The sequence below is a fragment of the Arthrobacter sp. Ld5 genome, assembly GCF_051172775.1.
Lineage (GTDB): Bacteria > Actinomycetota > Actinomycetes > Actinomycetales > Micrococcaceae > Arthrobacter_D.
The window spans coordinates 51,930-72,782 of sequence record NZ_JBPKBO010000017.1; the positions used below are offsets into that span (position 1 = coordinate 51,930).

Below are 20,853 nucleotides of genomic sequence, written 5' to 3' on the forward strand. Positions count from 1 at the left end.
AGTCTACAAGGAGACGGCGCGCGCAGCCGACGCCGTCGCGCCGTGGTCGGGGGGCGCGGCGCGTACCGTACGCCCCGTTCCGGGCGCCGTTCCACCCGGGCGCATGGCGGTCGGCGACGGCGCGAGGCGACCGACGACGAGCGCCGTCTGCAGCACGTAGGCCTCGCGGGGGACCAGCGGGTCCCAGCCCGTCACGTCGCAGACGCGGCGGAGGCGGTACCGCACGGTGTTCGCGTGCACGAACAGGGACCGCGCCGTGGCCTCGAGCGAGTGGCCGAGGCTGAGGTAGGCGGACAGCGTCTGCTCGAGCCCGTTGGAGGCCGCGAGGAGCGGGCGGTAGATCGTCCTGATGAGGGCGCGGCGCGCGGTGTCGTCACCGGACATCACGCGTTCGGGCCACAGGTCCTCGGAGGAGACGGGACGGGGTGCCCCGGGCCAGGCGCGGGCCGCCGTCAGACCTGCGAAGGCCGCATGGGCCGAGCTGCTCGCGGCAACGAGGGATTCAGCCTCCGGGCCGAGGACGACGGCGCCGTCCCCGAAGAGCTCACTGATCCTCGGGTAGGCCTTGGCGGCGTCATGGACGCCCCCGAGCACGAGGATGAGCCGTTCACCCTGGATGCCCACCAGGACGTCCTCGGCGAGGCGTCCGGTGACGCGGCGGAGCTCGTTGAGGAAGCCGGCGTTGGGCTCCTGCGGGGCACTGCCGACCATCACGGTGATGCGGGCCTGCGACTTCCAGCCGACAGCCGCGATCCGCGAACGGAGCGCATCCGAGCTCTCACCGCGCAGGATGGCATCCACCACAAGTGCTTCGAGCCGGGTGTCCCAGGACCCGCGCGTCTCGGCAGCCCGGGCATAGACGTCGGCCGCGGCGAACGCCACCTCGCGTGAGTAGCGGAGCACGGCTTCACGCAGGGGTCCCTGATCGGCGGCCGGGGCGAGGAACGGCACCTGGTCCTCGACGACCTGCACCACCACCCTGATGAGTTGCAGGGCCTTCTGGAGGCTGATGGAGCGGGTGAGCTCCGTGGGCGCCGTGCCGAAGACGTCGCTGAGGACCCAGGCCGGCGAGACCGGCTTCTGGTACCAGTTGACGAAGGACGCGATGCCCTTCTGCGCCACCATTCCCAGCGCGGCGCGCTCGTCCGGCCGCAGCCCGCGGTACCACGGCAGGTCTGCGTCGAGCTGCCGGAGCGTCGCAGTGGACAGCGACCCGATGGTGGCGCGCAGCTTCTCGACGGTCGCCGGATCGGGCGGAGCGGACCCCGCGTTCGTCGCCTCTCCCGCGGTCGGGGTGCTGGCGGGGACGTGGTCGGACTGCGGCATCCTCCGAGCATACGGTCTCCGGCCTACCACCCTCCATTTGTGAGAAGGCTACAAAAAAGGGCGGCGGGGGAGCAGCCTGTGCACTGTCCCCCCGCCGCCCTCTTCGGGCCATCGGACTAGGCGTCGCCACCTGCGTTGCCGGTGGTCCCGGCCTTGACGTCGAGCAGGCGATACCTCTCGATCGCTTCCTTCGGCGCGTTCGCGTCGATCTCGCCGCGGCGGGCGAGCATCTCGAGGGCCCGGACGACGACGGAGTGGCTGTCGATCTTGAAGAACCGGCGTGCCGCTGCGCGCGTGTCGGAGAAGCCGAAGCCGTCGGCTCCAAGGGTTGCGAACTCGTTGGGGAGGAACTGCCGGATCTGGTCGGGGACCGCCTTCATGAAGTCGGACACGGCGACGATGGGACCGGTGGCACCCTCGAGCTGCTGCGTGACGAACGGCTTGCGGGCGTCGGCGCCGGGGTTGAGGAAGGCCTCCTCCTCCGCGTCGAGGCCGTCGCGGCGGAGCTCGTTCCAGGAGGTCACGGACCAGACGTCGGCCGAGACGCCCCACTCGTCCGCGAGGATCTGCTGCGCCTCGAGCGCCCAGGGGACGGCCACGCCGGAGGCGAGGAGCTGGGTCCTCGGTCCGTCGACCTTCGCGGGCTTCAGGAGGTAGATGCCCTTCAGCAGGCCCTCGACGTCCAGTTCCTCCGGCTCCGCCGGCTGCTGGAAGGGCTCGTTGTACACCGTGATGTAGTACATGACGTTGCGGAAGGACTCCGGCTTGTCGCCGATGTCCCCGTACATGCGCTCGAGCCCGTCGCGGACGATGTGCCCGATCTCGTAGCCGAACGCCGGGTCGTACGTGATGACGGCGGGGTTCGTCGAGGCGAGGATCGGCGAGTGGCCGTCGGCGTGCTGCAGGCCCTCACCGGTGAGGGTGGTGCGGCCGGCCGTGGCTCCGATGATGAAGCCCCGCGCCATCTGGTCCGCCGCCGCCCAGATCGAATCCCCGGTGCGCTGGAAACCGAACATGGAGTAGAACACGTAGATCGGGATCAGCGGCTCGCCCTGGGTGGCGTAGGACGTGCCGGCTGCCGTGAACGCGGCCATCGACCCGGCCTCGTTGATGCCCGCGTGGAGGATCTGGCCCTGCTCGGACTCCTTGTAGGCGAGGACGAGGTCGCGGTCCACGGACAGGTAGTTCTGGCCCTTGGGGTTGTAGATCTTCGCCGTCGGGAAGAACGAGTCCATGCCGAAGGTGCGGGCCTCGTCGGGGATGATCGGCGTGATGCGCTTGCCGAACTCCTTGTCGCGCATGAGGTCCTTGAGGATGCGCACGAACGCCATGGTGGTGGCGGCCATCTGCTTCCCGGAGCCCTTCTTGGCGGTCTCGTACGCCTTGTCGCCGGGCAGGACGATCTCGGCGTGCTTGGTCCGGCGCTCGGGGACGTGGCCGCCGAGCTCACGGCGGCGCTCGAGCATGTACTTGATCTCCGGGGCATCGGCGCCCGGGTGGTAGTACGGCGCGTTGTAGAGGTCGTCGTCGATCTGCTCGTCGGTGACGGGGATCCGCAGGTGGTCGCGGAAGGCCTTGAGGTCGCCGTTGGTGAGCTTCTTCATCTGGTGGGTCGCGTTGCGGCCCTCGAAGTGCGGGCCGAGGCCGTAGCCCTTGACCGTCTTCGCCAGGATGACCGTCGGCTTGCCCTTGAACTCGGTGGCCGCCTTGTACGCCGCGAAGACCTTGCGGTAGTCGTGTCCGCCGCGCTTGAGGTTCCAGATCTCCGTGTCGGTGAGGTCCTCGACCATGGCCTTCGTCTCGGGCGACTTGCCGAAGAAGTGGTCACGGACAAACCCGCCGGACTCGGCCTTGTAGGTCTGGTAGTCGCCGTCGGGCGTCTGGTTCATGATGTCGACGAGCGCACCACCGTGGTCCTTGGCGAGCAGCGAGTCCCACTCGCGCCCCCAGACCACCTTGATGACGTTCCAGCCGGCACCGCGGAAGAAGGCCTCGAGTTCCTGCATGATCTTGCCGTTGCCTCGCACCGGCCCGTCGAGGCGCTGCAGATTGCAGTTGATGACGAAGTTGAGGTTGTCGAGGTTCTCGTTCGCGGCGAGCTGCAGCAGGCCGCGCGACTCCGGCTCGTCCATCTCGCCGTCGCCGAGGAACGCCCAGACCTGCTGGTCGGAGGTGTCCTTCAACCCGCGGTTGTGGAGGTACCGGTTGGACTGCGCCTGGTAGATGGCGTTCATGGGACCGATGCCCATCGACACGGTCGGGAATTCCCAGAAGTGCGGCATCAGGCGCGGGTGCGGGTAGGAGGAGAGCGCGTGCCCCTCCTTGGACTTCTCCTGGCGGAACCCGTCGAGGTCCTCCTCGGTGAGGCGGCCCTCGAGGTAGGCGCGGGCGTACATGCCGGGGGAGGCGTGGCCCTGGAAGAACACCTGGTCGCCGCCGCCCGGGTGGTCCTTGCCCCTGAAGAAGTGGTTGAAGCCGACCTCGTAGAGGGTCGCCGCTCCCGCGTAGGTGGAGATGTGACCGCCGACGCCGATCTCGGGACGCTGCGCCCGGTGCACCATCACGGCCGCGTTCCAGCGCATCCAGGCGCGGTACTTGCGCTCGATCTCCTCGTCCCCCGGGAACTCCGCCTCCTGGTCCGCGGGGATGGTGTTGACGTAGTCGGTCGTCGTGACCATCGGCACGCCCACCGACTGCGCGCCTGCCCGCTGGAGGAGCGAACGCATGATGAACTGCGCGCGTTCGGTGCCCTGGACACGGATCAGCTCGTCGAGGGATTCGATCCACTCGGCAGTCTCCTCGGGATCCCCGTCAGGCTTGCCAACGGTCAGACCGCTCAGGATGTCCGCCGTACCTTGTTCTGCAGCCACGTGATGTCTCTCCACTTCCACAGATTATGTCTGTGTCGCTTAGTGCCTGCGCACGGCTCGTGGGCCCGCGCAGAGATGCATGCCCGGCGTAAGCACGCGGGCCATAGTCGCTTCACTCTATCGCCGCCGCGGGCCCGATGCGTAGCGGGAGCGGGGCGGCCGGGCCGATTATGCCGAGGGCGTGTGCGGGGCGGTCCGGCCGGGGATCCCGGGCGTGCGCGTCGGCACCGCGTCCGAAATCCGCCCGCTGGCTTGATGCTGGGCGCAGAAAGGTGTTGGCTGGTAGCCATGTACATCTATAGCAGGATTCGTCGGGCGACAGCCCGGTTCTTCCAGGAGGAGACAAGTGAGCGAGGCTGAGGCCGCCACCGCGTTCGACGTGGCAGGCAAGTTGGGTTTCAAGCAGGGGGACCTCGTTCAGGAACTCGGATACGACGACGACGTCGACTTCGACTTCCGCGAAAACCTCGAGGACGGCATCGGCTCCGAACTGCTCACGGAGGACGATCAGGACGTCGTCGACGGGGTGCTCCTCTGGTGGCGGAACGGTGACGGCGACCTGGTGGACGCACTCGTGGACGCGCTGACGTCCCTGGGCGGCAACGGGGTCGTATGGCTCCTCACGCCGAAGTCGGGCCGGCCCGGATACGTCGCCCCCGCCGACATCCAGGAGGCGGCCCCGACGGCCGGGCTGCACTCCACGTCCTCCGCCGGTGTGTCCAAGGAATGGGCCGCGACCCGGCTCGTCAACCGCCGGAAGCAGTAGGACATGCCACTCGACGTCGGGTCGGTGGCACCCGAGTTCGCCCTGGCGAACCAGTTCGGCGAGACCGTGACCCGCTCATCCCTGGTCGGCGGCGCCGTCGTCGTCTTCTTCCCCTTCGCGTTCTCCCGCGTCTGCACCGACGAACTCGGTCAGCTCCGGGACAACCTGGAGATGTTCGACGCCGCCGGGGTCACGCTCGTGGCGGTCTCGGTGGATCACAAGTACACGCTGCGTGCTTTCGCGGACACGAACGACATCTCGTTCGACCTCCTGGCCGATTTCTGGCCGCACGGCTCGGTGACGCGCGCCTACGGGGCGTTCGACGAGGAGCAGGGCTACGCCGAACGCATCAGCTACGTGCTCGACGGCGCGGGCGTGGTGCGAGCCCTCGTGTCCTCGGCCCACGGGCAGGGCCGGCCGATCGCGGACTACGCCCACGCGCTGAGCTCGGTCGAAGCGGCCCTGTGACCGCTCCGGGCGGCGGCATGCGGATGCGTGACGACCTGCCCGGACCGGAGTCGAACCCGGGGCTCGGGCTGACCGGATTCGTGCGGGAGCCGCCGGCGTCCGTGCTCCCTGCGCTCCGGGCGACGGAGCGCGACCTGCTCGACGAGGCCGTCGCCCTGCTCGGCGGCCTGCGCCTGGCGGTGCTGACCGGCGCGGGGCTCAGCACCGACTCCGGCATCCCGGACTATCGCGGCCCGCAGTCGGTGCCCCGCAACCCGATGACGTATCAGCAGTTCGTCGGTGACGAGGCCCTCCGCCGCCGCTACTGGGCTCGGAACCACCTGGGCTGGCGGCATCTTCGCCGGGCCGACCCGAACGCGGGTCACGCAGCCGTCGCGCGGATCGAGCAGCGGGGCCTGTTGTCCGGGCTCATCACACAGAACGTCGACCGGCTCCACTCGTCCGCGGGCAGTGTCAACGTCATCGACCTCCACGGGACGTTCGACCGCGTGGTGTGCCTGCAGTGCGCCGGCCTCTTCGCCCGATCCCGCATCGCGGAGATCCTCGAGGCCCTGAACCCGGGCTACCTCGAGCGGGAGTCCGACGCCGGGGACATCGCCCCGGATGCCGACGCCGACGTGGACGACACCGGTGATTTCCTCATGGCCCCGTGCCCTGCGTGCGGCGGCATGCTCAAACCAGACTTCGTGTACTTCGGCGAGAATGTGCCCAGGGACCGCGTGGCCGATGCGTACGCCATGGTCGACGACGCCGCCGCGCTGCTGGTCGCCGGGTCCTCCCTGACCGTCATGAGCGGCCTGCGCTTCGTCCGCCACGCGGCGAAGGAGGGCAAGCCCGTGGTGATCATCAACCGCGGGTGGACGCGCGGGGACGACTTCGCCTCGCTCAAGATCGAGGTGGGCGTCTCCGAGGCCCTCACCTACCTCGCCGAAGAGCTGCCGGACCTGCCGCAGCCCTAGGTAGTGCACCGCATGATCTGCAGGTAGTCAACTTTGCGTGTGAGTAGTGCGTACGCTGCCCGCATCACGGGCGCGCCCGTAGCGTCGTTCCATCAGGTCTCTCGAGCAGGGTGGAACAATGCAGCACGGAACTCGGTCTCTTCTCATCGCTTTCACATCCGCGGCAGCGCTCGTCGCGGCACCCGTGGTCATGGAGGTGCAGGGCCGGACGGACGAGGCCGTCGCGGTCCCCGCCCCTACTGCGGCCGCGCCCTCGGCCGTGCCCTCGTCCGTGCCGGCGGTCGCCCCGCCGTCGTCGTCCGCCCCGGCGGTTCCTGTGCCGGCCGGCGGTTCCCCCGCCGTGAGCGGGGCCGTCGATGCCCCGGCCGCCCCCGGGCCGACGCCGCCGGCCCCGCTTCCGGCCGATCCCGCGCGGGGTGGCGATCTTCCGCCGGAGTCCCTGCCGACGCCGCCGTACCCGCAGTGCCCGATCACGGAGGAGGGCGCCTGGTGGTCCGATCCCGGCGATCCCTACACCTGCCTGCCGCCCGGCTCGATGATGTTCCACGAGCCCACGCCTCCGGGGATCCCGCCCGAACTGCTGGAGCCGATCTTCGAGGATCCGGCGACGGCGCCCGCCCCGGAGGACGACTGCCGCGTCACCGGGGCCATGCAGTGCGTCGTCGTCATCATGGGGCAGGAATACACGGTCACCTTCGCCGACGGCAGGCCGGTCGGCGTAGTCGAGGCACAGGGGTAGGAGCGCTTCGCTAGAGTGGACGGCGTGTTGAGACAGCGGCGGTGGAATCGCAGGACGACGATCCTCGTCGTCGGTGCCAGCATGCTGGCGCTGTGCATCGCCGCGCGCAGACTTGGGCTCGGGATCGACGACAACGGGCCGCCCGCCCTGTGGCTGGCACTGCTCTTCGTGACCGGGGCGTCGCTCGTGCTGATCGTCCTCGCGCAGCGTTTCATCGAGATTCTGAGACGGCGCTGAGCGGGGCCGGCCGCGGGCCGCCCGGACACGCGACGGACTACGTGGTCGCGCGGTGACCAGGTCGAGTAGCGGTCTCGCGGGTCGGACGCCGGTCGGGCGACTACGGTCGTCCCCATGAGCCATACGGAGCACCGGTGCCAGTGTTGCGGAGAGGTCTGCGAGACCCTCTTCTGCCAGGACTGCCAGGCTCACGAGAGCGGAGTCGCATAGCGGCCGCAGCCGTGGATCTGGAGCAGAGAAGGAGCCCCGCAGGTGCGGGGCTCCTTCTGTGTTCTCGGTGGGTCCTACCGGGATCGAACCGATGACATCCACGGTGTAAACGTGGCGCTCTACCAGCTGAGCTAAAGACCCTCATCCCGTGATGCCGGACCCGTTTTGGGCGGCATCACGAGGATCGACTATACCGGCTCGCCGATCGCGGACGCCAATCCCGGTGCGTCTACTCGCCGGCGGCGAGCTGGCCGCACGCGCCGTCGATCTCCTTGCCGCGGGTGTCGCGGAGCGTCGTCGGGATGCCTGCGGCGCGCAGCCGGCTGATGAACTCGGTGGAGACGCTCTTCTCGGACGCCGTCCAGATGGATCCGGGCGTCGGGTTGAGCGGGATCGGGTTGACGTGCACCCAGCCGCGTCCGCGCTGGTTGAGCTTCTTCGCCAGCAGGTTCGCCCGCCAGGGGTGATCGTTCATGTCCTTGATGAGCGCGTACTCGATGCTGACGCGACGCCCGGTGACCCGGTAGTAGTTGTAGGCGGCGTCGAGCGCCTCGTCGACCTTCCACCGGGTGTTGACCGGGATGAGCTCGTCGCGAAGCTCGTCGTCGGGCGCGTGGAGGGACAGTGCGAACGTGACCGGCAGCGACTCCGCCGCGAGCTTGTTGATCGCCGGGACCAGGCCGACGGTCGACACGGTGATGTTCCGCGCGGACATGCCGAGACCCTCGGGGGAGTCGTCGACGAAGCGGTGGAGGGCCGCCATGACGCGCTTGTAGTTCGCCAGGGGCTCGCCCATGCCCATGAAGACGATGTTCGTCACGCGGTCGGCGTCGTGCCCGCCGTCGGTGCGCAGGTCGCCGAGGGCGCCCTCGGCGAGGGCGCGGTTCGCCGCGACCACCTGGTCGACGATCTCGGCCGTCGACATGTTGCGCGTCAGCCCTGCCTGCCCGGTGGCGCAGAACGGGCAGTTCATGCCGCAGCCCGCCTGCGAGGAGACGCAGAGGGTCACCCGGCCGGGGTAGCGCATCAGCACCGACTCGACGAGGGCGCCGTCGAAGAGGCGCCACAGGAACTTGATGGTGTCCCCGTTGTCCGTCGTCAGGCGCTTCACCTCGGTGAGCAGGGGAGGAAACATTGCCGCGACCAGTTCCTCGCGACCGGCCTTCGGCAGGTCGCTCATCGCCGCGGCGTCCGTCGTGTAGTGCGAGAAGTAATGCGTGGACAGCTGCTTGGCGCGGAAGCCCTGGTGTCCCAGTTCCTTCAGCCGGTCCTGCCGTTCGGCGAGGCTCAGGTCCGCCAGGTGCACCGGCGGCTGGCTGACCCGGGGGGACTTGAACTGCAGCAGCGGCCGGCCGTCGCTGGCGACGATCGGCTCGGCGCCCTCCACCTCGGGGCGCACCTGGGGGCGTGCGGAAGCAGGGGCAGGGGCAGCGGGGGTAACGGTAACGTCGGACATCCTTATCATTCTTTCACGGATGGCACCAGCGTCCCAGCCGGCCCGGCGGTGGCCCCGCCGCCGGAGGCGTGGACCGCGCGACACATAGCGGGACGGGGACCCGCCGGTGTGGCGGCGCGCCGCACGACGGTAATAGTGTGAAAGCGACCGGAGGAGCCGCGCGGTAACGCGCCCTAAGCACCGGCACATGCAGCATGTTGCATGCAGTTGACCAACAACGGAGAACACATTGAGCGCACAGATCGGCGTCACAGGCCTGGCCGTCATGGGGGCCAACCTCGCCCGCAACCTGGCCCGCAACGGCTACACCGTGGCCCTGCACAACAGATCCATTGAGAAGACGGATGCCCTGCTGGAGAAGCATGCCCGCGACGGCGACTTCATCCGCACGGAGACCATGCAGGAACTCGTCGACTCGCTGGAGAAGCCCCGGCGGGTGCTCATCATGGTGAAGGCCGGCAAGCCGGTGGATTCCGTGATCGACCAGCTGGTGCCCCTGCTGGAGCCCGGCGACATCGTGATCGACGGCGGCAACTCCCACTACGAGGACACGCGACGGCGTGAAGCGGCCCTGTCCGCCCACGACCTGCACTTCGTCGGCGTCGGCGTGTCCGGCGGCGAGGAGGGCGCCCTCCTCGGCCCGTCCATCATGCCCGGCGGTTCCCGCGAGGCCTACGACTCGCTCGGCCCCATGCTCGAGAAGATCTCCGCCAAGTACAACGGCGAGCCGTGCTGCCGCTGGATCGGTACGGACGGCGCCGGCCACTTCGTGAAGATGGTGCACAACGGCATCGAGTACGCGGACATGCAGGTGATCGGCGAGGCCTTCGACCTCCTGCGCTCCGGTGCGGGGATCGAGCCGGCGGAGCAGGCGAAGATCTTCACCGACTGGAACGCCGGGACCCTGTCCTCGTTCCTCATCGAGATCACGGCCGAGGTGCTCGGCCACACGGATGCCCGCACCGGCAAGCCCTTCGTCGACGTCGTCGTGGATGCCGCGGGGCAGAAGGGGACCGGCCGCTGGACCGTCGTCTCCGCGCTGGCACTGGGCAGTCCGACGTCGGGCATCGCCGAGTCCGTCTTCGCGCGCGCCCTGTCCTCCCAGACGGAGCAGCGCGTGCTGGCGCAGGAGATCCTGCAGGGCCGCGAGGGCACCGTGGAACTGCCCGAGACCTTCGTGGAGGACGTCCGGCTCGCCCTGTACGCCTCGAAACTCGTGAGCTACGCGCAGGGCATCGACATGCTCACGGCGGCGGCGAAGGAGTACGGCTGGGACCTGAGGCTCGACGAGATCGCCTCCCTGTGGCGGGCCGGCTGCATCATCCGTGCCGAGCTGCTCGACGACATCATGAAGGCGTACGCGGGCAGCGAGCGCCCGGCCAACCTCCTGCTCGCCCCCGCGTTCGCCGAGGCGATCGCCGGCGCGGTGCCGGCCTGGCGCCGCGTGGTCGCCACCGCCGTCCAGCTGGGCATCCCCGTCCCGGTCTTCGCCGCGTCGCTGGCCTACTACGACGGCCTGCGCCGCCCGCGCCTGCCGGCGGCCCTGACGCAGGGCCTGCGCGATCTCTTCGGCGCCCACACCTACAACCGGGTGGACGGCGGGGGCACCTTCCACACGCTGTGGGGCGAGGACAAGTCCGAGATCGAGGCCGTCGACACGCACTGACCCGCGCCCGGTCGGCGCTGACGGCACGGACGACAGAAGCCCCGGACCGAGATCCGGGGCTTCCGTCGTCCGACGACCGTGCGTCAGATGTAGATCGCCGGGTCCACGTACTCCGCGGGGTCCACGGCCGGTTGCGTCTCGCGGCGCGAGTCCCGGTGGCGGAACGTCGCCGGGATTCCCGTGATGATCGAATCCGGGGGAGTGTCCTTGACCACGACGGCGTTCGCCCCGACCGCACTGCCCGCGCCGATGGTGATGGGGCCGAGGACCTTCGCGCCCGCGCCGATCGTCACGCGGTCACCGATGGTGGGATGGCGCTTGACCCGCTCGAGCGACCGTCCCCCCAGGGTGACGCCCTGGTAGAGCATGACGTCGTCGCCGATCTCCGCGGTACTCCCGATCACCACGCCCATCCCGTGGTCGATGAAGAACCGGCGGCCGATGGTCGCGGCGGGGTGGATCTCCACGCCGGTGACGGCGCGCGCGAGCTGGGCCAGCGCGCGGGCGGGGAAGCGCAGCCTCTCGTTCCGCCACATGCGGTGGGTCAGGCGGTGGACCCAGATGGCGTGCAGACCCGAGTACACCACGGTGGTCTCGAAGGGGCCGCGCGCCGCCGGGTCGTGGGTGCGCGCGGTCTCGAGGTCCTCGCTCAGTCGTGCTAGAAATCTCACCGGCTACCTTCTCCTGGGATGGTTGGGGACGGGCGTCGCCGCAGGGACCGCAGGGTCAGCCGCGGATGTCGTCGAAGAGGACCGTTGAGATGTAGCGCTCGCCGAAGTCGCACACGATGGCCACGATGAGCTTACCGGCGTTCTCCGGGCGCTTCGCGAGCTCGAGCGCCGCCCAGACGATGGCTCCGGACGAGATGCCGCCGAGGATGCCCTCCTGCGTCCCGAGCGCCCTCGCGACCCGCACGGAGTCCTCCACCGTGGCGTCCATCACCTCGTCGTAGATCTCCCGGTCGAGGTTCTCCGGGACGAAGTTGGCGCCGAGCCCCTGGATCTTGTGCGGGCCGGGCGCGCCGCCGTTGAGGATGGGGGAATCGGCGGGCTCGACGACGACCACCTGCACGCCGGGCTTCCGCTCCTTGAGGACGTGGCCGACGCCCGTGATCGTCCCGCCGGTGCCCACTCCGGCCACGAAGATGTCCACCTCGCCGTCGGTGTCCTCCCAGATCTCTTCGGCCGTGGTGGCGCGGTGGATCGCGGGGTTCGCCGCATTCGCGAACTGCTGGGCCCAGATGGCGTTCTCCGTCGTCGCGACGATCTCCTTCGCGCGGTCCACGGCGCCCCGCATGCCCTCGGACCCGGGGGTGAGGACGATCTCGGCCCCGTAGGCCCGGAGCATGACGCGCCGCTCGGTGGACATGGTCTCCGGCATGGTCAGCACCACCTTGTACCCGCGGGCGGCTCCCACCATGGCCAGGGCGATGCCGGTGTTGCCGGAGGTCCCCTCCACGATCGTCCCGCCGGGGCGCAGTGCACCGGCCTTCTCCGCGGCGTCGATGATGGCGACCCCGATGCGGTCCTTGACGCTGTTGGCCGGGTTGTAGAACTCGAGCTTGACGGCGACCTGCGCGTCGAGTCCTTCGGTCAGCCGGTTGAGCCGGACGAGGGGGGTGCGCCCGACCAGTTGGGTGACGTCGTCGTAGATCCTTGCCATGGGGAGCCTGCCTTCTTCGGGGTGGGGTGGGGGAGTCGGTGGGGCGGTGCGGACCTGCCCCGGGGGCGACGGCGGTCAGCCTAGCGGCCGGGCGCCTGCGCTCCTATGCGGCCAGCCACTGGGCGTAATACTTCCGCGCCTTCGCGAGCTTCGGGTTGATGATGACCTGGCAGTAGCCCTGCTCGGGGTGCTTCGCGTAGAAGTTCTGGTGCCAGTCCTCGGCGACGTGGAAGTGAGGGAGCCGGCTGACCTCCGTGACGATCGGGTCCTTCCAGCTCTCCTGGTTGCGGCGGATCGCGTCCTCGAAGAGCTCCTGCTGCGCGGCGTCCTGGTAGTACATGACGCTGCGGTACTGGGTGCCGACGTCGTAGCCCTGCCGGTTCAGCGTGGTGGGGTCGTGGGACACGAAGAACATGTCCAGGATGACGTCCTCGGGGACGACCTCCTCGTCGAAAGTCACCGCGACCACCTCCGCGTGCCCGGTGATTCCCGAGCAGACGCTGTCGTAGTCCGGGTGCCTCGTATGGCCGCCGGTGTAGCCGGAGACGACCTCGGTCACGCCGCGGGTCTTCTGGTAGACGGCATCGAGGCACCAGAAGCAGCCCCCTCCAAGCACGAAAGTCTTCATGACTGTTCCAATGCGCGCCACGCGCCGATGATTCCCGTGCCCGTTCCGCCGCCGGTGGACGGCCGGACTTGGCGGGTCCGACGACGGCGGGTATTACTGGTGTCATGGACCACAACGAGCACGACTCCGGTGTCGCTCCGTCCGGTGCCGACGCGCCTGTTCCGTCCGGGCCGACGGCGCCCACCGTCGGCGACGTGCTCCTGGCCATCGAGGAACTGTGGCCCGAGAGTCTCGCCGAGGACTGGGACAGGGTGGGGCTGGTGGCCGGGCGGTCGGGCAGGCGGGCGGAGAGGATCCTCTTCGCGGTGGATCCCACCGCGGCCGTCCTCGACGAGGCACTCGACTGGGGAGCGACGATGATCGTCTCCCATCACCCGCTGCTCCTGAAGCCCGTCTCCTCCGTCGCCGCGTCGGGCTTCAAGGGGGAGGCCGTCCACCGGCTGATCGAGGCCGGGTGCGCCCTGGTGACGGTCCACACCAACGGTGACAGCGCGGTCGGGGGCGTCTCCGACGTGCTCGCGGACGCCCTCGGGCTGCAGGACGTGCGGCCCCTCGCCCCGGCGGCGGACGGGCTGCCCGAGGAGGGCATCGGACGGGTCGGGGACCTCGGCGCGCCGGTGACGCTCGGAGCCTTCGCGGAAGTGGTCTTCTCCATCCTCCCCGCCGTGGCGGGCGGGGTGCGGGTGGCCGGCGACAAGGACGCCCTGGTGCGGCGGATCGCCGTCTGCGGCGGCGCGGGTGATTCCCTGTTCGACCGCGTCCGGTCGAGCCGGGCCGACGTCTATGTGACCGCGGACCTGCGGCACCATCCGGCGTCGGAGGTCAGGGAGGCGGCGGCCGGTGCCACGCCGTACCTCATCGATGTCTCCCACTTCGGCAGCGAATGGCTGTGGCTGACGCCCGCCGCCGCGGCCCTCGCCAACGTCCTGACCGACCAGGGCTTCACCGCGGACATCCGGGTGAGCGGCGTCAACACCGACCCCTGGGACTTCGTCCTCACACCCGGTCACTGACCGCCGTCCCGGGCACCGTGGCCTAGGCTGGGACGAGGCCCCCGCCCGCCCGTCGGGCCCATCCGTCCCACCTGGAGGTTTATCGTGGCCAAGGCTGCACCCGAGGAACAACTCCGCCTGCTCGATCTGCAGGCCCTCGATTCGACCCTCAACAAGCTCGCCCGCCAGGCCGCCGCTGCCCGCAGCAATCCCGAGATCGGGCTCGTCGCCGGCCGGGTGGCCGAGGTCGACGCCGAACTCGTCCGGGCCACCACCGAGCTCGGGGACCTGCAGCGCGAACTCACCCGTGCCGAGGACGAGGTCCAGTCCGTCGTCACCCGCCTCGAACGCGACGAGAAGCGGCTCAACAGCGGCACCGGGACCTCGAAGGACCTGACCGCGCTGCAGCACGAGGTCGCGACCCTCACGAAGCGGCGGTCGGACCTCGAGGACGTCGAGCTCGACGTCATGGAACGGGTGGACACGGCGCGGGCCGCGCAGGCCGAGGTGCAGGGGCGCACGGACGGCGTCCGCGCCGAACTGAAGGCCCTCGAGGACGCCCGCGACGCGGAACTGGCCGACGTCGAGGCGCAGCGCGCTCGGGTGCAGGCGCAGCGGGACGACCTCGCCGCCACCTTCGACGCAGGCCTCCTGGCCATCTACGACCGCATCCTGGCCCGGCGCGGCGTGGGAGCCGCACGGCTCTTCCATGGCAAGTCCGAGGGATCGGGCATGCAGCTGAGCCCCGGCGATCTCGCCGACATCTCCGCCGCCGCGCCCGACGACATCGTCCTCTGCCCCGACTCCGGCTGCATCCTCGTCCGCTCCAGCGACTGGGGAAACCAGCAGCCGTGACCGACCAGCAATTGTTCGACCCCTATGCACAGGACCAGGACCAGGACCGAGCCCGGAAGGATCTGCCCGTGCGCCTCGTCGTCGAGGCCGACGGCGGATCGCGCGGCAACCCTGGGCACGCGGGCTACGGCGCCCTCGTGCGCGATCCGGACACGGGCCGCATCCTCGTGGAGAAGGCCGCCTACATCGGCAAGGCCTCCAACAACGTGGCCGAGTACTCCGGTCTCGTGTCGGGCCTCGAGCTCGCGCGCGAGATCAACCCGCAGGCCGCGGTCCACGTGAAGATGGATTCCAAGCTCGTCGTCGAGCAGATGTCCGGGCGCTGGCAGATCAAGCACGCCGACATGCGCGTCCTGGCGGCGAGGGCGCGGAAGGTCCTCGATCCGCGACGCGTGACGTACGAGTGGATTCCGCGCGAGCGGAACAAGGATGCCGACCGCCTCTCCAACGAGGCGATGGACGCCGGGATGGCCGGCGTGGACTGGAAGCCGCGAGGCGCTGCGGCGCGTTCCGCCGCGACTGGGCCCTCGACCGGCCGTGCTGCCCCCGTGGAGGAGGCGCCCCGGCGGGCAGGCCGGCTGCACCACGTCGAGGTGTGGACGGGGGATCTCCCGGCGGCGGTCGCCAGCCTGGGCTGGCTGCTCGAGCGGCTCGATTTTCCCCGCAAGAAGTCGTGGACGACCGGCGTGAGCTTCGGATCCGAGGATTTCTACGTGGTCCTCGAGAGCGGACCGGACGTCGCCGGCGAAGGCCACGACCGACGTCGACCCGGGGTGAACCACCTCGCGTTCCGCGCCGGCTCCCGCGCCGACGTCGATCTCCTGGCGCGGCGGGCGGCCAGTCACGGCTGGTCGCTGCTGTTCGCCGACCGCCACCCGTTCGCGGGCGGCCCCGAGCACTATGCCGCGTACCTCGAGAACGCCGAGGGGTTCGAGGTGGAGCTCGTCGCCGACTGAGCGCGCCCTCACGCGCGGCGTCGCTCCGCCCGCGGATGCGGGCCACGGGTGGGCCAGCAGTGCTCTGCCGCCGACTGCGGCTCGACGGACGGCCGATCCGGTCAGTCGAGCACGATGTCGAGCTGCGCGGGTTTCCGAGCGGTAGCCGGCCGAAGGTCCGCCGTCCACTTCTCGCGGGCGGCGCAAAGCAGGGCGTCCGGCGTCGCGGGAGCCGCGCCGCGCCGCGTGAGCAGGTGCCGGGCGAGCTCGCCCCGCGTGTGCTTGGCGAAGTGGGAGACGACCGTCCGCTTCCCGTTCCGGACCTGGAACACGTTGACGGCGGCGCTCTGCTGCGGAGGCGGTGCCCAGGCCGCCGCATAGGTGCTCGAGCGGCAGTCGACGATCAGGCCGTCCCCCGCGTGGCGGGCCAGCGGCGCCGCGAGGTGCTCACGCCAGAAGGACGCGAGGCGCCCGGTGCCGGGGAGGTCGACGGACATCGACAGGCGGTAGGCGGGGATGCGGTCGCCGAACCCCACAGCCCCCCACAGGGCTGAGACGATGATGCACTGCTCCCGCGCCCTGCGCCGCTGGACGGCCGTCATGCCCGCGTAGTCGAGGGCGTCGTACAGGACGCCCGAGTAGATGTCGTGCGCCGGAGCGGCGGGGGCCACGTCGAGCACCAGGTTCCGTGCCACGTCCTCCGCAAGGGATGCTCCGACGCCGAGGACCGCGTGGGCGTCGTCGCCGGCACTGGCGGTCCTGAGGGCCTCGAGCACGTCCCTGCGCGCGCCGTTCAGTTCGGGGAAGTGGAGATCGTCCAGATGGAGCGGGGCGCCGGTACGGGCCGCGGACTTGCCTTCGGACGGGGGGAGCAGGATCAGCACCGATCCACTGTATCCAACCCACGGAAGGCATCCGCGCACGGCCGCCGGCAGCCGTCCGGTCGCCTAGACTGGAGAGCGGATGGGTCGACCAGGCGGCCGCGTTGGACGGTGCGGAAGCATCTGCTCCACCGAGGAACGTCCGGGCTCCGCAGGGCAGGGTGGTGGGTAACGCCCACTCGGGGTAACCCGCAGGCCAGTGCCACAGAAAAGAAACCGCTCCCGCTGCCGGCTCCGGCCGGCACGGGTAGTAAGGGTGAAAAGGCGGTGTAAGAGACCACCAGCGTGCCGGGCGACCGGCACGGCTCGGTAAACCCCACCCGGAGCAAGGCCAGACAGTGCACGTTCGAGGGCTGCCCGCCCGAGTGCACGGGTAGGCCGCTGGAGGGCGTCGGCAACGGCGTCCGTAGATGGATGGCCGCCACTCGCACGCCGGCGACGGCGTGCGATGACAGAACCCGGCGTATCGGTCGACCCATCCCTCGACCTCCGCCTATCGGCCACGAGGACCGGGTGCACGGGCAGCCGGCGCGTCCCACGTTGTCGCGGGACCCCGCTCGTCCTACTGTGTGAACATCGCCGCGGGTCTCACACGCAATCGCTGCGGTATGAACGGGTCGGCCCACTGCTGGGGCTCCGGGGCCGGCCCGTTCACCTCCACCCGGCCCGGCCGCTCACGCTCGTGAAACGGTCCCCCGCACCCGGTCTCAAGAGGTAGGGGGACCGCCCGGCGTCCATAGCCGCCTCGGGAGCCCATCGACCGCGGTACTGCTGGGGGAACGACCGCGGGACGCACTCCCTCCTCCATGGTCCGCCTCCGGTCACGGCGCCGCAAACGCAGGAGGTCCCGGTACGCCGCGGGAGAAATCGGGAACGCCGACCGCTCATCCGGCCGGTTGGCCCGTGATTATCGGGGGTGCCCCGACGCCCGTCAAGACCCGGCTCATCGGCGCGGGGGACTGGCCACGACGGTCGGATCAACGTAGGTGCCCTGGACTAGGGTGACCTGATGAGCACTGGGGGCGCTGCCGAACGACACCTGCTGGTGCGCAACCACAATTTCCGGGCGCTGATGGTCTCCAGCACGTTCGGCGTGCTCGGCAACGCTGTCGCCGCGGTGGCGTTGCCCGTCATCGCCGCAGTGGAACTCGACGCCGGCAACTTCGAGGTCGCCGCCATCGCCGGCATGACCTTCCTGCCCTGGCTGCTCTGCGGACTGCTCATCGGCGTGTGGGTCGACAGGCTGCCGCGCAAACCGGTCATGCTCGCGTCCCTCGCCGTCCGCGTCCTGGTCCTCGGGCTGCTGCCGGTCGGCTACTTCTTCGGCTTCCTCAGCACGCCCCTGCTGTTCGTCGCCGCCTTCGTCGCGGGGGTGGCCGGTGTGTTCTTCCAGCTGGCGGATGCCGCGCTGGTGCAACAGGCCATCACCGCGGATGAGCTCATGGAGGGCAACGGCCTCATCACCGGGTCCGGTGCCGCCGCGGACGCAGCGGGACGCTCCGCCGCAGGATGGCTCACCGGGGCCGTCGGAGCCTCCAACACCCTCATCGTGCAGGTGGCGACGTCGGTGATCGCGCTGGTGGCCATTCAGCGCCTCGATGTGAAGGAGGAGGTCCGCCCGCGGGGCGATCACCGGATCCTCCACGAGATGTGGGACGGCCTCCGCTACACTTTCAGCACCGCCCCGCTGCGCGCCCTCCTGCTCAATGCCGCGCTCTGGAACCTCGGCGGGAACATCTCTGCCTCGCTGCTCGTCCTGCTGGTGCTGAGGACGGTGGGGGAGTCCGAGGTGTGGCTCGGCCTGCTGCTGGCCGCGTCCTCCGTCGGGGGAGCCGTCGGAGGGGTCACGGCGCACTCGATGGGTGAGCGTTTCGGCTCCGGACCGCTGTGGCGCTGGTCCATGGTGCCCGGCGTGCTCGGCTATGCGTCCCTCCTGGTTCTCTCGCCCGGCCCCGGCATGCTGTGGGGACTGCTCGGCATGTTCGTGATGGGTGCGAGCGTCGCCTGGAACATCGTCATCGGCACGAGTTTCCGCCAGCGCGTGTGCCCCCCGGCCATGATGGGCCGGCTCGGGGCCGCATCCCGCACGGTGAGCTGGGGCATGCTGGCGCTCGCGAGCCTCGTCGCCGGGGTCCTCGCCGAGACCGTCGGGATCCGCGAGGCCGTGCTGATCGGCGTCCTCATCGCGTGCACCGCTCCGCTGGTGGCCCTGCTGGGACCACTCCGGGGCGTGAAGCGGCTGGAGGACCTCGTCGAGGCCCCCGCGCCCGCCCCCGGGGTCGAGGCCGCACGGAACGCCTGACGCCGCACCGCAGCGCCGGTCCGGCTAGTGGCCGAACGGGTCCGGGTCCACGCCGGGCATCCAGGTGAGCCCGGGTACGCCCCAGCCGTTGCTCTTCATCGCCTTGCTCGCCTTGCGCCCCTGGCGGTTGTTCAGGCGATCCACGTAGAGCCGGCCGTCCAGGTGGTCGAACTCGTGCTGCATGCAGCGGGCGAACCACCCCGTCGCCTCGAACTCGACGGGAACGCCGTCGCCGTCGAACCCCGACACCCGCGCCCAGTCGGCCCGCTTGAGGGGGAAGGACTCGCCCGGCACGGACAGGCAGCCCTCCGCCTCGTCCTCCGGGTCGGGATCCGAGCCGGGAACCTTCGAGGTCACGAGCGTCGGATTGACGAGGACGCCGCGCGGGGCGACGCCGTCGTCGTTCTCCATCCCGTACACGAACACGCGCAGCCCCACGCCGATCTGCGGCGCGGCGAGGCCCACCCCGTTGGCGACGTCCATGGTCTCGAACATGTCGGCGATGAGGGTGCCCAGCGCGTCGTCGAAGGCGTCGACGGGCAGGGCGCGCCGGTGCAGGACCGGCTCGCCGGCGATCGTGATGGGGTGGACGGTCATGGAACCTACCTGTTCTGGGTGGGGCGGTCTGCGATCGATCGGCCGATGGACTCGCGCATGATCTCGCTGGTCCCGCCGAAGATGGTCAGCAGCCGCGCGGCGAGGAACGCCTGCGAGACCGGGTATTCGAGGATGTAGCCGTAGCCGCCGTGCAGCTGGAGGCAGCGGTCCGTGATCGACTTCGCCCGCTCGCTGGCCCACAGCTTGGCCTGGGCGGCGTCGGTGGGAGTCAGCGTCCCCGCGTTGAAGGCCAGTACGGCCTGGTCGACGAAGGTCTCCGTCACCTGCACCTCGGTGAGGATGTCGGCGAGCACGTGGCGGGTGGTCTGGAAGTCGAGCACGCGTTCTCCGAACGCGCTGCGCTCGCCCACGTACCGGACGGTCTGCTCGTAGGTCGCCCGCGCGAGGGCGGCGGAGGCGACCGCGATGCCGAGGCGGCCCTGCGGGATCTGTCCGAGGCTGTAGCGCAGGCCCTGGCCCACCTCGCCCACGAGGTCGGCTCCGGGCACGCGTACGTTGTCGAAGAAGAGTTCGGCGGTGTCCGACGCGCGGAGGCCCATCTTGTCCAGCTGGCGCCCCGGCGTGTAGCCCTGGCCCTTGCGCACCATGAAGAGGGAGAACGAGTCGCTCGAGCCCCGGCCCGAGCTGCCGTCGGTGCGCGCGAGGACGAGGGACGCGTCGCCGCTGATCCCGTTGCCGATGAACACCTTCTGGCCGGTGATGAGCCAGTCGTCGCCGTCGCGGACGGCCTTCGTCCGGATGCCGCGGAGGTCGCTGCCGGCACCGGGCTCGGTCCAGGCGCAGGACGTGACGATCTCCCCGGAGACCATGCCCGGCAGCCACCGCTCCTTGAGGTCGTCCGATCCGTACGCGAGCAGGTGCGGGAGGACGAGATCGTCCTGCAGATGGAAGGCGAGTCCGACGGCGAGGTGGTTGGCCCGGGCGAACTCCTCGTCCAGCACCGCCCGGAACCTGAAGTCGGGCATGCCTGCCCCGCCGAAGTCCTCCGGCACGGCGAGACCGAGCAGCCCCTGCTCGCCCGCCGCGGTCCAGACCGAGCGGTCCATCAGGTGCCGGCGGTCCCAGTCGGCGTAGTGGGGGGCGACGGCGCGGTCGTTGAACTCGCGGGCGACATCGCGGAAGAGCTCGTGATCTTCTTCGAACACTGTGCGTTCCATGACGGGGTCCTTCGTATGCTCGCAGCCCGGGCGAGGCACCGGCCGGGACGGGCGGTGTTCCGGGTCTTGGCTTGGTGGGGCCTAAATGACGGATGCCGCCCCGGACGATCTCCGGGACGGCATACG

General features: G+C 70.2%; 19 protein-coding genes, 1 tRNA gene and 1 other RNA gene. 11 read left to right on the forward strand and 10 right to left on the reverse strand.

The annotated features are described in order from the left end of the window. Positions 1 to 3 precede the first annotated feature (3 nt). The gene (locus ACSGDB_RS08085) at positions 4 to 1,326 is read right to left on the reverse strand and encodes a PucR family transcriptional regulator (RefSeq protein ID WP_434994040.1); all 1,323 of its coding nucleotides are present in this window, start codon (positions 1,324 to 1,326) and stop codon (positions 4 to 6) included. Positions 1,327 to 1,442: 116 nt separating this feature from the next. After that, positions 1,443 to 4,196, reverse strand: coding sequence for a pyruvate dehydrogenase (acetyl-transferring), homodimeric type (gene aceE / locus ACSGDB_RS08090; protein WP_434994042.1), 2,754 nt, complete (start codon positions 4,194 to 4,196; stop codon positions 1,443 to 1,445). A gap of 346 nt (positions 4,197 to 4,542) precedes the next feature. Between aceE and ACSGDB_RS08095 the strand changes: the two genes are divergently transcribed. The 5 genes from ACSGDB_RS08095 to ACSGDB_RS08115 all read left to right on the forward strand — a co-directional run bounded on the left by ACSGDB_RS08095 (position 4,543) and on the right by ACSGDB_RS08115 (position 7,365). Next, positions 4,543 to 4,962, forward strand: a complete 420-nt coding sequence (locus ACSGDB_RS08095) for a DUF3052 domain-containing protein (protein ID WP_434994044.1) — start codon at positions 4,543 to 4,545, stop codon at positions 4,960 to 4,962. A 3-nt stretch (positions 4,963 to 4,965) separates the two neighbouring features. Further along, a complete protein-coding gene (locus ACSGDB_RS08100; protein ID WP_434994045.1) occupies positions 4,966 to 5,430 on the forward strand; it encodes a redoxin domain-containing protein in 465 nt (154 codons plus the stop codon). 23 nt (positions 5,431 to 5,453) lie between these two features. Continuing rightward, complete coding sequence (locus tag ACSGDB_RS08105; protein ID WP_434994171.1) at positions 5,454 to 6,389, forward strand: NAD-dependent protein deacetylase; 936 nt, start codon at positions 5,454 to 5,456, stop codon at positions 6,387 to 6,389. 118 nt (positions 6,390 to 6,507) lie between these two features. Beyond that, entirely contained in the window at positions 6,508 to 7,128 is a 621-nt protein-coding gene (locus tag ACSGDB_RS08110; protein ID WP_434994046.1) for a hypothetical protein, read from the forward strand. Positions 7,129 to 7,152: 24 nt separating this feature from the next. Then, positions 7,153 to 7,365, forward strand: coding sequence for a hypothetical protein (locus ACSGDB_RS08115; RefSeq protein ID WP_434994047.1), 213 nt, complete (start codon positions 7,153 to 7,155; stop codon positions 7,363 to 7,365). Between the two features lie 278 nt (positions 7,366 to 7,643). On the opposite strand, the gene ACSGDB_RS08120 is transcribed toward ACSGDB_RS08115, so the two are convergent. Beyond that, positions 7,644 to 7,716 (reverse strand) — tRNA-Val (locus tag ACSGDB_RS08120). An 88-nt stretch (positions 7,717 to 7,804) separates the two neighbouring features. Continuing rightward, positions 7,805 to 9,040, reverse strand: coding sequence for a 23S rRNA (adenine(2503)-C(2))-methyltransferase RlmN (gene rlmN / locus ACSGDB_RS08125; protein WP_434994048.1), 1,236 nt, complete (start codon positions 9,038 to 9,040; stop codon positions 7,805 to 7,807). A gap of 220 nt (positions 9,041 to 9,260) precedes the next feature. Here rlmN and gndA point away from each other — a divergent pair, with 220 nt between their 5' ends. Continuing rightward, positions 9,261 to 10,697, forward strand: coding sequence for an NADP-dependent phosphogluconate dehydrogenase (gene gndA / locus ACSGDB_RS08130; RefSeq protein WP_434994049.1), 1,437 nt, complete (start codon positions 9,261 to 9,263; stop codon positions 10,695 to 10,697). Between the two features lie 83 nt (positions 10,698 to 10,780). On the opposite strand, the gene epsC is transcribed toward gndA, so the two are convergent. From epsC to msrA, 3 genes are all read right to left on the reverse strand, one after another. Beyond that, on the reverse strand, positions 10,781 to 11,368 hold the full coding sequence (epsC, locus tag ACSGDB_RS08135) for a serine O-acetyltransferase EpsC (RefSeq protein ID WP_434994050.1): 588 nt from the start codon (positions 11,366 to 11,368) through the stop codon (positions 10,781 to 10,783). A gap of 55 nt (positions 11,369 to 11,423) precedes the next feature. Further along, the gene (gene cysK, locus ACSGDB_RS08140) at positions 11,424 to 12,359 is read right to left on the reverse strand and encodes a cysteine synthase A (protein WP_434994052.1); all 936 of its coding nucleotides are present in this window, start codon (positions 12,357 to 12,359) and stop codon (positions 11,424 to 11,426) included. A gap of 103 nt (positions 12,360 to 12,462) precedes the next feature. Continuing rightward, on the reverse strand, positions 12,463 to 12,987 hold the full coding sequence (msrA, locus tag ACSGDB_RS08145) for a peptide-methionine (S)-S-oxide reductase MsrA (RefSeq protein WP_434994053.1): 525 nt from the start codon (positions 12,985 to 12,987) through the stop codon (positions 12,463 to 12,465). A 104-nt stretch (positions 12,988 to 13,091) separates the two neighbouring features. On the opposite strand from msrA, the gene ACSGDB_RS08150 reads away from it, so the two are divergent. The 3 genes from ACSGDB_RS08150 (at position 13,092) to ACSGDB_RS08160 (ending at position 15,790) form a co-directional block, all read left to right on the forward strand. Continuing rightward, a complete protein-coding gene (locus tag ACSGDB_RS08150) occupies positions 13,092 to 14,000 on the forward strand; it encodes a Nif3-like dinuclear metal center hexameric protein (protein ID WP_434994054.1) in 909 nt (302 codons plus the stop codon). Positions 14,001 to 14,084: 84 nt separating this feature from the next. Beyond that, complete coding sequence (locus ACSGDB_RS08155) at positions 14,085 to 14,834, forward strand: zinc ribbon domain-containing protein (RefSeq protein ID WP_434994056.1); 750 nt, start codon at positions 14,085 to 14,087, stop codon at positions 14,832 to 14,834. Positions 14,835 to 14,896: 62 nt separating this feature from the next. Beyond that, positions 14,897 to 15,790 (forward strand): reverse transcriptase-like protein, encoded by an 894-nt coding sequence (locus ACSGDB_RS08160; protein WP_434994172.1) that lies wholly within the window; start codon positions 14,897 to 14,899, stop codon positions 15,788 to 15,790. 101 nt (positions 15,791 to 15,891) lie between these two features. On the opposite strand, the gene ACSGDB_RS08165 is transcribed toward ACSGDB_RS08160, so the two are convergent. After that, a complete protein-coding gene (locus tag ACSGDB_RS08165) occupies positions 15,892 to 16,653 on the reverse strand; it encodes a YaaA family protein (RefSeq protein WP_434994058.1) in 762 nt (253 codons plus the stop codon). Positions 16,654 to 16,733: 80 nt separating this feature from the next. On the opposite strand from ACSGDB_RS08165, the gene rnpB reads away from it, so the two are divergent. Further along, an RNA gene (rnpB, locus tag ACSGDB_RS08170) (RNase P RNA component class A) lies at positions 16,734 to 17,132 on the forward strand. Between the two features lie 527 nt (positions 17,133 to 17,659). Then, a complete protein-coding gene (locus ACSGDB_RS08175) occupies positions 17,660 to 18,952 on the forward strand; it encodes an MFS transporter (RefSeq protein ID WP_434994059.1) in 1,293 nt (430 codons plus the stop codon). A 24-nt stretch (positions 18,953 to 18,976) separates the two neighbouring features. Here ACSGDB_RS08175 and def read toward each other — a convergent pair whose 3' ends face one another. Both def and ACSGDB_RS08185 read right to left on the reverse strand, forming a co-directional pair. Continuing rightward, complete coding sequence (gene def / locus ACSGDB_RS08180) at positions 18,977 to 19,549, reverse strand: peptide deformylase (RefSeq protein WP_434994061.1); 573 nt, start codon at positions 19,547 to 19,549, stop codon at positions 18,977 to 18,979. A gap of 5 nt (positions 19,550 to 19,554) precedes the next feature. Continuing rightward, positions 19,555 to 20,727 (reverse strand): acyl-CoA dehydrogenase family protein, encoded by a 1,173-nt coding sequence (locus ACSGDB_RS08185; RefSeq protein ID WP_434994062.1) that lies wholly within the window; start codon positions 20,725 to 20,727, stop codon positions 19,555 to 19,557. Between the last annotated feature and the right edge of the window lie 126 nt (positions 20,728 to 20,853).

Bases quoted from the DNA above. Each gene is read 5' to 3' on its own strand.
- ACSGDB_RS08085 (WP_434994040.1), bottom strand. From the start codon at position 1,326: ATGCCGCAGTCCGACCACGTCCCCGCCAGCACCCCGACCGCGGGAGAG.
- ACSGDB_RS08100 (WP_434994045.1), top strand. From the start codon at position 4,966: ATGCCACTCGACGTCGGGTCGGTGGCACCCGAGTTCGCCCTGGCGAAC.
- ACSGDB_RS08105 (WP_434994171.1), top strand. From the start codon at position 5,454: ATGCGTGACGACCTGCCCGGACCGGAGTCGAACCCGGGGCTCGGGCTG.
- ACSGDB_RS08110 (WP_434994046.1), top strand. From the start codon at position 6,508: ATGCAGCACGGAACTCGGTCTCTTCTCATCGCTTTCACATCCGCGGCA.
- rlmN (WP_434994048.1), bottom strand. From the start codon at position 9,040: ATGATAAGGATGTCCGACGTTACCGTTACCCCCGCTGCCCCTGCCCCT.
- cysK (WP_434994052.1), bottom strand. From the start codon at position 12,359: ATGGCAAGGATCTACGACGACGTCACCCAACTGGTCGGGCGCACCCCC.
- msrA (WP_434994053.1), bottom strand. From the start codon at position 12,987: ATGAAGACTTTCGTGCTTGGAGGGGGCTGCTTCTGGTGCCTCGATGCC.
- ACSGDB_RS08150 (WP_434994054.1), top strand. From the start codon at position 13,092: ATGGACCACAACGAGCACGACTCCGGTGTCGCTCCGTCCGGTGCCGAC.
- ACSGDB_RS08175 (WP_434994059.1), top strand. From the start codon at position 17,660: ATGAGCACTGGGGGCGCTGCCGAACGACACCTGCTGGTGCGCAACCAC.
- def (WP_434994061.1), bottom strand. From the start codon at position 19,549: ATGACCGTCCACCCCATCACGATCGCCGGCGAGCCGGTCCTGCACCGG.
- ACSGDB_RS08185 (WP_434994062.1), bottom strand. From the start codon at position 20,727: ATGGAACGCACAGTGTTCGAAGAAGATCACGAGCTCTTCCGCGATGTC.